Annotated in this window: 10 protein-coding genes; 1 reads left to right on the top strand and 9 read right to left on the bottom strand. The window is 63.2% G+C overall.

Going from position 1 to position 11,719, the window contains the following annotated elements; all coding sequences use genetic code 11:
• From ACYP01_RS07500 to ACYP01_RS07490, 3 genes are all read right to left on the bottom strand, one after another.
• A partial coding sequence (locus tag ACYP01_RS07500; RefSeq protein ID WP_459679183.1) for a DUF6912 family protein occupies window positions 1–368 on the bottom strand: 368 nt, incomplete at its 3' end.
• 23 nt (window positions 369–391) lie between these two features.
• On the bottom strand, window positions 392–1,801 hold the full coding sequence (locus tag ACYP01_RS07495; RefSeq protein WP_007731194.1) for a WS/DGAT/MGAT family O-acyltransferase: 1,410 nt from the start codon (window positions 1,799–1,801) through the stop codon (window positions 392–394).
• A complete protein-coding gene (locus tag ACYP01_RS07490) occupies window positions 1,795–2,220 on the bottom strand; it encodes an HAD-IA family hydrolase (RefSeq protein WP_003940859.1) in 426 nt (141 codons plus the stop codon). Before ACYP01_RS07490 ends, ACYP01_RS07495 begins: the two co-directional genes overlap by 7 nt.
• 250 nt (window positions 2,221–2,470) lie before the next feature.
• On the opposite strand from ACYP01_RS07490, the gene ACYP01_RS07485 reads away from it, so the two are divergent.
• Window positions 2,471–2,869: an Rv3235 family protein gene (locus tag ACYP01_RS07485; RefSeq protein WP_328600158.1), complete on the top strand. Its 399-nt coding sequence runs from the start codon at window positions 2,471–2,473 to the stop codon at window positions 2,867–2,869.
• 36 nt (window positions 2,870–2,905) lie between these two features.
• Here the strand turns inward: ACYP01_RS07485 and secA are convergent, their stop codons facing one another.
• From secA to mtrA, 6 genes are all read right to left on the bottom strand, one after another.
• Entirely contained in the window at window positions 2,906–5,749 is a 2,844-nt protein-coding gene (gene secA / locus ACYP01_RS07480) for a preprotein translocase subunit SecA (RefSeq protein WP_050654900.1), read from the bottom strand.
• 131 nt (window positions 5,750–5,880) lie between these two features.
• Window positions 5,881–6,561: a ribosome hibernation-promoting factor, HPF/YfiA family gene (gene hpf, locus ACYP01_RS07475; protein ID WP_003940893.1), complete on the bottom strand. Its 681-nt coding sequence runs from the start codon at window positions 6,559–6,561 to the stop codon at window positions 5,881–5,883.
• A 175-nt stretch (window positions 6,562–6,736) separates the two neighbouring features.
• Window positions 6,737–7,468, bottom strand: a complete 732-nt coding sequence (locus tag ACYP01_RS07470) for a ComF family protein (protein ID WP_003940811.1) — start codon at window positions 7,466–7,468, stop codon at window positions 6,737–6,739.
• Window positions 7,469–7,501: 33 nt separating this feature from the next.
• Complete coding sequence (gene lpqB, locus ACYP01_RS07465) at window positions 7,502–9,280, bottom strand: MtrAB system accessory lipoprotein LpqB (protein ID WP_003940768.1); 1,779 nt, start codon at window positions 9,278–9,280, stop codon at window positions 7,502–7,504.
• Window positions 9,277–11,016, bottom strand: a complete 1,740-nt coding sequence (gene mtrB / locus ACYP01_RS07460; protein WP_019747781.1) for an MtrAB system histidine kinase MtrB — start codon at window positions 11,014–11,016, stop codon at window positions 9,277–9,279. The genes lpqB and mtrB overlap by 4 nt, the downstream gene beginning before the upstream one ends.
• The gene (gene mtrA / locus ACYP01_RS07455; protein WP_003941013.1) at window positions 11,013–11,690 is read right to left on the bottom strand and encodes an MtrAB system response regulator MtrA; all 678 of its coding nucleotides are present in this window, start codon (window positions 11,688–11,690) and stop codon (window positions 11,013–11,015) included. The genes mtrB and mtrA overlap by 4 nt, the downstream gene beginning before the upstream one ends.
• Window positions 11,691–11,719 lie beyond the last annotated feature (29 nt).

Genomic DNA, 11,719 nt, shown 5'->3' with positions numbered 1-11,719 from the left:
TCGATGTCCGATTCTGCCTGTTCGAGGTCGACATGCACAGATGCAACCTGAGCCATCGTGACAGGACCCGCCAATCGGACTACCGAATCGTCGAGATCGGGCCGTAACTTCACATCGGCATCGTCGACGTCGGCGGCAACGACAGCACGCCGGAAGGTGACGTCACCCTCGGTTCCGGCGATCAGCCGCAGCGACGCACGCGCAGCCTCACCCATGGCGACCTCGGCCAACTCGTCGTCGTCCCCCGCCGCGTACGACTCACGCAGAGTCGGGGTGACCGCAAAAGCCGTCCGGCTCATAGGGTCGAACTCCTGATCTGCGACCAACTGCTGCAAAATCTCGACCGTCGCCGGTACGTACACCCTCATGAGACCACCTTCATGCTCGTTCGTCACCGACTCGCATCCGTCAATTCCTCGAGTGACTCGAAGATCAGCGAACGAACGACGTCGACGTCCGACATCGCGTCACGGTCGGCATTCAAACCGTAGTAGACATTCCCGTCGTACGACGTCAGGGCGATGCTGAGTGTCTGATTCTTGAGTAGTGGCGACACGGGATACATCTCGAGCATCCGAGCCCCACCGAGGTAGAGCGGAAATTGCGGCCCTGGCGCATTGGTGATCATCAAGTTGAACATTCGCTGCGACAGACTGCTGGCCGCACGCGAGCTCATCGCATGCAGCGTCGCCGGCGCAAACCCGGACATTCGCACCATCGTCTGCGCGGTGACCCGCCGACCCTGACGCGCGAATGCCTCCGTCGCATGGGCCACGTGCGAGAGCCGAACCACCGCGTTGGGTTCACCGACAGGCAGGTCGATGAGGAACGAGGAAACATGTCCGGGCGCTTGCGGATCGTCGACGTCAGGACTCTCCGGGCCGTCGGTGTAGACCGACATGGGCACCATCGCTCGCACGATGGTCGCCTCGGTCACCGGTTCACCGCGCGAGAGCAACCAGTTCCGCATCGCACCCGCGATGACGGTCAGGATCACGTCGTTGATCTCGCACCCGTACCGCGCACGAATGCGTCGATAGTCCTCCAGAGACGTCTTGGCCACCGCAAGGCGTCGATTGCGCGAAATGGTGGCGTTGAGCGGGCTCGACGGGGCTACCTGCGTCGCCGTTCGAACCACTTCCGCGAGTTTCCCGAGTGCACTCACAGCCTCGGTGACGGATGTGGTCACGTCGTTGAACGCTGCACGCGCCCGTGCGATCCCCTCCCCCGGGCTCGTCACGAGATCCGCCAGTGCACTGACCAACAAGCTGGTATCGCTCGGCGGCCTGGCGGGCATCCACAATTCTTCGGGGCCTGGCGCTCGATTCTTCTCCGGATCGAAGATCACCTGACTGATCTCTGGAGCCGCCTCGCCGTCCACCAACGACGAATGAGACTTCGTGAAGATGGCAAATCTGTTTCTGGTCAGCCCCTCGACCAGGTACATCTCCCACAACGGCCTCGTGCTGTCGAGTGGTCTCGACGTCAGCCGCGCGATCAGATCCATCAGCTGTTCGTCGGAACCCGGTTTGGGCAGAGCAGATCGGCGAACGTGATAAGTGATGTCGAAATCCGAGTCGTCCACCCATACCGGGCGGGCCAGACCGAACGCCACCTCGCGAACTCTCTGTCGGTACCGCGGAACCGATCCGAGCCGCTCTTCGACAAGTCGAAGCAACTCCTCGTGATCGATCCCGTTTCGCAGTTGCCTGAAGATCCCCAACGAGCCGACATGCATCGGCGTCGTCCCGGCTTCGAGGAAGTAGAAAGCGGCATCCTGAGTCGTCAGTCTGTTCACCATGGCTTCGTGTCCCCTCCTTCGCCGAGATCGAACAGAATCGACAACTCCTCGATGGTCGATTCCGAGCCGACGTGATGGACCCCGACCATCCCGACGGCCACAGCCGCCCGGACGTTGATTTCGAGATCATCCACGAAAACGAAATCCTCCGGCTCGACGCCCAAACGACTCGCTGCCAACAGATAGATCTCGGCGTCGGGCTTTGCCATCTCGACATCACCGGACAAGATCACGTCGTCGACCAAGACCCCGTCGCCGAGATCCCGCAACCACTGAGCACTGGCGCCGCCGGGATCGTTGCTGACGATTCCCGTCACGATTCCGCGGGCCTTCACCGCGCGCACGACCGCGCTCAAGCCGTCGAGATCCGATCCCGGACCGAACAGCACGCCACCGACATCCAACAGAAGTCCCCGCACGCCATCACCCTAAGTCGCGATGGTGATCACGGCGACATCTCGAGCGATTCGTGTCATGCTTCTCACCATCGCTCGGGGGAGCGAAGTCCGAGACAGCTGTCTCGGACGCAGGATCATCCGGGGGGATGTCATGGAGCAGGACTGCAAGATCGTTCTCGAGCCGGCGCCGCAATTCGAGCCTCACCCGCATACCGTCGTGCTGTCGCGGCCACAGTGCCGGCCAGACCGAACGCAGTGCCGAACAGACCGGATGCTGCGTCGCCCGCGAAAGACGCCACACAACGGAACGTCGCCCAGTACCGGGTTCACTCACGCTCCGGAACCGCGGCTGGTAGGTGCCGACATCTTCTGGAACCGATCACTACGTCTGGTTCTCGAAACCGTCGACCGACGACGAAATCCGCGGCAGCTCAAGGGCGTGTTGACGCCGTCCGTCCTGGAAGTTGTTGCGCGACTTTACACTTCGGATTCCTCGGCCCGGAAGCTGGGCGGCGCGGCCGTTCACCGCACCCACGTTCAAGCAGTGTCGGAGAGTACCGCCGAAGTCTGTGCGACGTACACACGAGGCACGCAGACTTTTGCCGTCGCAGGCCGGATCGACCACACAGACGAAACAGGCTGGACGGTCACCGCACTACACGTGGTGTGACCGTCCAGCCTGCCGAGTACTGACTGCGCTAATACCTCAGCGCTTGCGCTTGGACTTCGGAGCTCGATTGCTCTTCGACTGCGTCCGTGCGGCTTCACGACGTTCGCGACGAGAGGCGGCACCGTCGCCGGTGTCGGCAGCCGAGTCACGTGTTGCCTTCGCCTTGCCGTCCTCGTCCGGGCCGGTGTACGTCAGACGCGACGGACCTTCGTCGTCAAGTCCCTTGGCGCGCAACGCCGTCGGGGCAGCAGTTCCGGCAGTCCTGGCCGCAGCTTCCTGCGTGGGGAGCGGCTTGGGCGCCGTGGCGGACGCCGCGGCGGCAGAGCCCGCGGTGACGGAAATTCCGCTCGCGGGCTGCGCCGGAGCTGCCTCGACCTGCAGGTTGAAGAGGAATCCGACGGACTCTTCCTTCAATCCGTCGAGCATGCCGATGAACATGTCGTAACCCTCGCGCTGGTACTCGACCAGCGGATCGCGCTGGGCCATCGCACGCAGACCGATTCCCTCCTTGAGGTAATCCATCTCGTAGAGATGCTCACGCCACTTACGGTCCAGGACCGAGAGGAAGACACGACGCTCGAGTTCACGCATACCGTTTTCGCCGGCGATCGCATCGATCTCGGCTTCGCGCTTCTTGTACGCCGCGTGGGCGTCTTCGAGCAAAGCGGTTCGCAGGTCGTCACGGCTCAGGTCACTGTTGATGCCTGCGCCGTCCTCCCCTGCCAACGTCTTGTGATCGATGCCGACCGGGTACAGCGTCTTCAGCGCCGTCCACAGCTGCTCGAGATCCCAGTCCTCGACGTATCCCTCGGCGGTGGCACCGTCGACGTAGGCGGTGACCACGTCAGTGATCATCTGCTCGACCTGGCCTTCCATGTCCTCACCCTCGAGGATCTGGCGGCGCTCCTTGTAGATGACCGTTCGCTGCTGGTTCATGACCTCGTCGTACTTGAGGACATTCTTGCGAATTTCGAAGTTCTGCTGCTCCACCTGGGTCTGAGCGCTCTTGATGGCCTTCGAGACCATTTTGGCTTCGATCGGGACGTCGTCGGGCAGGTTCAGGCGCGTCATGATCGACTCGAGTGCCGAACCGTTGAAACGGCGCATGAGCTCGTCACCGAGCGAGAGATAGAACCGCGATTCGCCGGGATCACCCTGACGTCCGGAACGACCACGCAACTGGTTGTCGATTCGGCGCGATTCGTGACGCTCGGTGCCCAGGACGTACAGGCCGCCGGCATCGCGGACCTTTTCGGCGTCTGCCTTGACCTCAGCCTTGACCTCGTCCAGGACTGCGTCCCAAGCTGCCTCGTACTCGTCCGGCGTCGTGACCGGGTCGAGGCCCTTCTTGCGCAGCGCGATGTCCGCGATGATGTCCGGGTTACCACCGAGCACGACGTCGGTACCGCGGCCGGCCATGTTGGTCGCGACGGTGACCGCGCCGGAGCGACCGGCCTCGGCGATGATGGTCGCTTCCTTCTCGTGGAACTTGGCGTTGAGGACGTTGTGGGCAACGCCGCGCTTGGTGAACTGCTTGGACAAGTACTCCGAGCGCTCGACGCTGGTGGTACCGATCAGGACGGGCTGGCCGTTCTCGTGGCGCTCGACGACGTCGTCGACCACCGCGTCGAACTTGGCTTCCTCGGTCTTGTAGATGAGGTCGCCGTTGTCGACTCGGACCATCGGACGGTTGGTCGGGATCGGGATCACACCGAGCGTGTAAGTCTGGTGAAGCTCGGCAGCTTCCGTCTCGGCGGTACCCGTCATGCCCGACAACTTGTCGTACAGACGGAAGTAGTTCTGCAGGGTGATGGTGGCAAGGGTCTGGTTCTCCGCCTTGATCTCCACCTTCTCCTTGGCCTCGATCGCCTGGTGCATGCCCTCGTTGTAGCGGCGGCCGACCAGCACGCGGCCGGTGAACTCGTCGACGATGATGACCTCACCGTCGCGGACGATGTAGTCCTTGTCCTTGGTGTAGAGCTCCTTGGCCTTGATCGCGTTGTTCAAGTAGCTCACCAGCGGCGAATTCGCGGCTTCGTACAGGTTGTCGATACCGAGCTGGTCCTCGACCAGTTCGACGCCCGCCTCGTGCACACCGATGGTGCGCTTGCGGATGTCGACCTCGTAGTGAACGTCCTTCTTCAGCAGCGGCGCGATGCGCGCGAACTCGCTGTACCACTTGCTGGAGCCGTCGGCCGGGCCCGAGATGATGAGCGGGGTTCGGGCTTCGTCGATGAGGATCGAGTCGACCTCGTCCACGATGGCAAACGCATGGCCACGCTGGACCAGGTCGTCCAGCGAGTGCGTCATGTTGTCGCGCAGGTAGTCGAAGCCGAACTCGTTGTTGGTGCCGTACGTGATGTCGGCTGCGTAGGCGACGCGGCGCTCGGCCGGCGTCATGCCCGAGAGAATCACACTGGTCTCGAGGCCGAGGGCGCGGTGAACGCGGCCCATCCACTCGGAGTCGCGCTTGGCAAGGTAGTCGTTGGTGGTGACCACGTGGACGCCGTCACCCGCGATCGCGTTGAGATAAGCCGGAAGAACCGACGTCAGAGTCTTGCCCTCACCGGTCTTCATCTCGGCGACGTTGCCGAAGTGCAGGGCCGCGCCACCCATGATCTGCACGTGGAAGTGCTTCTGATTGATCACGCGCCACGACGTCTCACGGGCCACGGAGAAAGCCTCGGGCAGCAACTCGTCGAGAGTTTCCCCGGCGGCATAGCGCTCACGGAACTCGGTGGTCTTGGCTTTGAGTTGCTCGTCTGTCAGGCCTTCGACATCGGGCGACAGAGATTCCACATGCTCGGCGATGTGCTTGAGCCGCTTGACCATGCGACCTTCACCAACACGGAGCAGCTTCGATAGCGACAGCGACGGCACAGTCTTCTTCGTCCTCAATCTTCGGCGACAGGGGGTCACACACTGAAAATCCGGCCGGGGTCCGAAAACTCCGGCCGGATTCCATGGTAGGCGCTACCGGCGGCGAGCGAGCAAACCCACCACCGATTGGGTCATGTCAGGCGGATCAATCCGTAGTCGAAAGCGTGACGACGGTAGACGACGGACGGCTTGTCCGACTCCTTGTCATGGAAGAGAAAGAAGTCGTGTCCGACCAGTTCCATCTCGTAGAGAGCGTCGTCGATGGTCATCGGCTCGGCCGGGTGATCCTTCGTGCGGACCACGCGTCCCGGGCCGTCGTACTCGTCCGGCTCTTGACCGTTCAGCGAAATGTCCGGTGTGACTCCGAGTGAGTCTGCGTCGACGAGGGAGGCGGTTGCCTCCGCGACGGACACCGGTCGCTTGTCGCCGTAATGGACCTTCTTGCGGTCCTTGGTTCGACGGAGGCGACTCTCGAGCTTGTCGATCACCGATTCGAAGGCGGCGTAGAAGCTGTCTGCGGACGCTTCGGCTCGGGCCACCGGGCCTTTACCTCGAGCGGTGATCTCGACGCGCTGGCAACTCTTGGCCTGTCGTCGGTTGCGTTCATGTTGCAGTTCCACGTCGAAGTGGAATATGGAGGGGTCGAAGTGTTCGAGTCGCGCCAGCTTTTCCGAAACGTAGATTCGGAAGTGATCGGGGATCTCGACATTTCGTCCCTTGACTACGACGTCGGATCTCGGAGCTGCGGCATTCTCGGAACGCTCGATGGTGGCGTCCTCGATGAAAAACGAGGCTTGCGAAGGGGTCGTCACTCGTACCTCCCAATTACGGCCCCGCCCCACGGTGGGCGGCGGCAAATTCTGCAAGTACCGAGAGGGGATCCGCCCGGCACCAGTATCGAAGTACCACCTCCTACCAGTATTTTCGGGTGTGCCGCCGACGCTAGTACGTAACGCGCGCGAGTGCCACTGTTCCAACGAAATTCATCTAAGCCCCTGCAAGGACAAGCACGAGAGTTGTACGAATCCCGCTGAGCGAGAGGGCCCGAACCGACTCTGCCGCAGTCGCTCCCGTGGTGAGGACGTCGTCGAGCAGGACGATGTCACTGTCCCCGGCAATCGAAGAGATCGCAGTGGTGTCGAGAGACACATGACCGTTCACGTTGGTCACCCGGTCGGCCGCGGACAGTCCCACCGAGTCACGTACACCTCGCGTCATCCGGAGAATCGGACAGACACGTACCGGACGACCCGCGACAGAACCAATTTCCCGCTTTCCGCGCATACTTTCGGCTATCCGGCGAACCGGATCACCCCCGCGAGATCGCGCCGCTCGGGCGCGCGTGGGAGCCGGCACCAGCACGATCGGCGGACGCCCCCCGCTGCCGAGCTCGCCCCACCGTTCCAGAGTGGCCAACGCGTCGGCCACAGCGATCCCCAGAGGCATCGCGAGGTCCCGACGACCCCGTTCCTTCATCTCGATCACACTGCGTCGCCTGGGGCCGTCGTAGCGGCCGAGTGCCCAGACGGGCACGCCCGGATCCACGCGCGGACTCAGTTGAAGCGGATGATCGCGCAGCAGTTCCGCGCACTCACCGCACCACAGAGTCCCCGAGCGGCCACACCCACCACACTCGCGTGGCAACAGCAGGTCGAGCAGACCGGCACCGAATTTCTTGTCCCCCATGGCCGAATCATGAACCTGAGCACCGACATGCATCAGAGCGCAGACATTCACCAGAGCGCAGAGGCGTCAGCCAGGCAGAACCGGAATCGCCTTCTGTCCGGTCAGCACGGTCACCTCACGCCAGCGGCGATCCCCGGCGGGGTCGTTGTTGTTCAGTTGGAACACCGCACGCGCGTCGGCGACGTACTCGGTGGTCGGCGATGCATCCACGGAGGTGACGGGAGCGGTCAGGTTTCCACTCGGCAGCGCGTCCATCCGTGAGCCGTCGATCGCGACCTGGACAACCGGTATGTCGGCTCCACTGCGCGCGATCACGATGGTGTCGCTGTTGCTCCAGTCGAGTGAGAGCGCGGTACTGCCCAAGCCGGAGGCCACTGCGCGTGGACTCGTCAGGGCGTAGACCCCGCTGGCGGTGCGCACGACCACAGCCAGGTAGACCTTGCCGTCGATGATCATCGCCGCTCGCACGCCGTCCCGCGACAGACGCAGTTCCGAGATCGTGGAACCGACCGACGTCAGGGCCCCGACGTCGACGTTGGTGACCGACACCCGGCCGGTGCCTGGTTCACGGACGACCCGAACGACGGTATTGCCGTTCACAGCCGTCCAGACCGCGTTGTTGTCCAACTCCCACGAAGGCCTGGTGATGGCGCTGCCTTCGAGTACCGGAACGGACCCTTCGCCGTATGTCCCGAGCGACAAGTCGAATCTTGTGCCGGGATCCGGCCGAGCGGTGTCCGCGACGGCTGCCACCAACTTGCCGTCCCGTGAGAGAGCAGCCGCCGTGAGGTTGCCCGCATTGCCCGCGAAACCGGGCACCGGAGTCGCCTCTTGCTCGGTGACACTCACCAGTGAACCGTTGCGCAGTGCATGCAGTCCGACGGTTGCACTCGTGGTGGCCAGTGGGTTCGTGGATGCGACGTCGGCGGTGGTCCAGCCGTCGGCATGAGCCGCGTCCAGCGGTTCGCCGTCGATCTCCAGAACGTACGGCCCTGCCACATCGGCGTTGGCGAGCGTCCAAATGACCTGTGCTGCAAACAAACCGCGAGTAGCAGCATCCATCGGGTTGTCAAGGCGGAAGTTGATGCGCACACCACCGAGACCGACTCCGACCTGTCCCGGCTTACCGTCGGCCTTGGTGATCGGACCGATCACCGACACGCCATTGCCCAGTTCGTTTCGCACAGCCGGCGCCAGCGCTGCCTTCGGTCCGTCGATCATCAGACCGATCAGCTGAGCCGCCACCTGGTCCTGCCCGCCGGAGATCCAGCGAAGATCGGGGACGACCGTCTGGCTGGTGGGGTCGAGGAAAAACAACGACTTCCGCTGGTAAGCGCCGAGGAACTGCGGACGCTCCATGATCACGCCGGGAGGCAGATCACTGATCCGCCATTCGCCGTCGGTCAACGCCAGGGTCATCCTCGCTTCGAAGCTGCCCTCTTCGGGAACGTACAGTCCTCCCGGGTCGAGGCGACCGACCTTGTTCACACGAATCGTGTAGACGGCTTCGGTGCTGGTTCGAGAAACCGAGAGCACATCGACCTTGTCGACGATGACAGCACTTGCCGCGTCGTCCCAACGCGCCGAAGCGTCCTTGGTCAGGTACTGACGGGCTGCGGCGTGCCGGTTGGACGGATCGGTACTCGCCTTGACGAAGTCACGTACCAGCAGGTCCGGCTCTCGCCCCGAGGCCGGTGATTCGACGGAGGTTCCGGGCACAGCGGTTGCCAGAGTTCCGATTGCCTGCGGCGAAGAGGATTCCGGCAAACTCGCGCACGCGCCGGTCAGCAACAGCACGCTGAGCGTTGTTGCGAGAAGTGCCAGACGGCGGCGGGTTCCGATCATGATCGATCCCCACCGTTGGACTCGTTCCGCGAGTCCGATTCGCGCGGAGTCGGCAGGGACGACGTGACCTCGCCGACGGTATCGGCGACGATGTCGGCTTCGCTCGGCGTGCGGACGAACTTTGTGGTCGTCGGCTTGAGAGGCAGTGGGCTCGACACGACTTTCTTGCCACGGGTGCGCGAGAGCGTCAGCCGGAAGCAGGCGCCGACTCCCGGTTCGCCCCAGGCCTCGAGCTTGCCGTCGTGCAGATTCGCGTCTTCGACGCTGATCGCGAGGCCGAGTCCGGTGCCGCCACTGCGGCGCACGCGGGACGGGTCCGATCGCCAGAACCGGTTGAAGACCAACTTCTCCTCGCCCGGACGCAACCCGACGCCACTGTCGCGGACGATGAAGGCGAGGGCATTGTCGTCGGCGCGAAGGCGAAGCAGAATCGGCTTCCCCTCACCGTGGTCGATGGCGTTGGCCAGGAGATTTCGCAGGATGCGTTCGACGCGGCGCGGATCGACATCTGCCATGACGGGCTCGTCGGGCATGTCCACGATCAGTTCGGTGCCGGATTCGCGGGCGAGATGGCGAACCGTGGAAACGGCCGCTCGCGCACACATACGGACGTCGAGTTGTTCGGACGCAAGTTCCGCGACACCGGCGTCGTGACGGGAGATCTCGAGGAGGTCCGCCAGTAGCCCTTCGAACCTGTCCAGTTCGGCGACAAGCAGTTCCGACGACCGACGCAGCATCGGGTCGAGGTTCTCGCTGCCGTCGTAGATCAGGTCGGCTGCCATCCGGACCGTGGTCAGAGGTGTGCGGAGTTCATGGCTGACATCGGAGGTGAAGCGTTTCTGGAGACTGCCGAACTCCTCCAGCTGGGTGATCTGTTTGGACAGACTCTCGGCCATCTCGTTGAAGGACATGGCCAGGCGCGCCATGTCGTCCTCGCCGCGGACCGGCATTCGTTCCTTGAGTCGGCCGTCTGCGAAACGCACCGCGATTCGTGAGGCCGATCGGATGGGAAGCACGACCTGCCTGGCAACCAACAGCGAAATCGCAGCCAGGAGCACCAGCAACACGGCTCCACCGATCAGCAGGGTGCTTCGAACAAGCGACAGACTCCGGTCTTCGCTGGCGAGCGGGAAGATCAGGTACAGCTCGAGTCCCGATATCGACGACGCGGTGGGGCTACCGATGATCAGCGCGGGTCCGGAGTAACCGTTCGGGTTGGACACCGTCGCGAATTGGTAACTGATCTGGCCGCGTTTGACGAACTCGCGAAGGTTGTCGGGGATCTGATCGACCGGTCCCGAACTCGTCGGCTGGCGCGGCCCGTCCCCTGGCACGATGAGCACCGGGTCGAAGGTGCCGGCCGACCCGGAGGCCTGGCCCGAGGTCTGGTTTCGACGGCTCGTCAGTCCGGATGCAGCGCTTTCCAATTGAACGTTGAGCGCCGTCGAATCGTCGACGCCCGCGAGTTGGTCTTCGACGATGCCGCGGGCTCGGTCCATTTCCTCGGTCGCCGCGGTGATCTTCGTTTCCAACAGCCGATCGGTGATCTGGCTGGTCAGCACGACACCGAGAATGACGATGACGATCAAGGACAACGTCAAAGTCGAGACGACCACTCGCAATTGGAGCGAGCGTCGCCACGTGTGCGCGAGGGTGTTGCTCATCGAGTGACACCACCGCAGAAATGGCGTCAGCCGTCGGTTGAGACGACGACGCCACCTGGAAACTCCGCTCACGGCGGTCCGGCCTTGTAGCCGACCCCCCTGACCGTCAGAACCACTTCGGGATTCTCGGGATCAGTTTCGACCTTGGCGCGCAAACGCTGAACGTGCACGTTCACCAGGCGGGTGTCGGCGGCGTGGCGGTATCCCCACACCTGCTCGAGGAGGACTTCACGGGTGAACACCTGGCGCGGCTTGCGCGCCAATGCGACCAGCAGGTCGAATTCGAGTGGTGTGAGCGAGATCTGCTCGCTGCCGCGGCTGACCTTGTGTGCCGGAACGTCGATCACGATGTCGGCGATGCTCAGCAGTTCGGCCGGCTCCTCTTCCGTACGGCGCAGGCGAGCACGCACCCGCGCCACCAGCTCCTTCGGCTTGAACGGCTTCATGATGTAGTCGTCCGCACCGGATTCGAGGCCGAGCACGACGTCGACGGTGTCGGTCTTGGCCGTCAACATCACGATGGGCACGCCGGAATCCGCACGCAGAACTCGGCATACGTCGATCCCGTTCATTCCGGGAAGCATGAGATCGAGCAGGACGAGGTCGGGCCGGGTCTCACGCACTGCCGCGAGCGCCAGGGTTCCGTCGCCTACCACGTAGGGATCGAAACCCTCACCACGCAGCACGATCGTGAGCATCTCGGCGAGTGCCGTGTCGTCGTCGACAACCAGAATCCTTGGTTTCATATCCCTATCGTTGCATCTCGGAGCGATGA

Source organism: Rhodococcus sp. no. 34, from assembly GCF_054589475.1.
The sequence above is the reverse complement of the archived record's forward strand: the minus strand, read 5'-3'. Positions and strand labels throughout refer to the sequence as shown.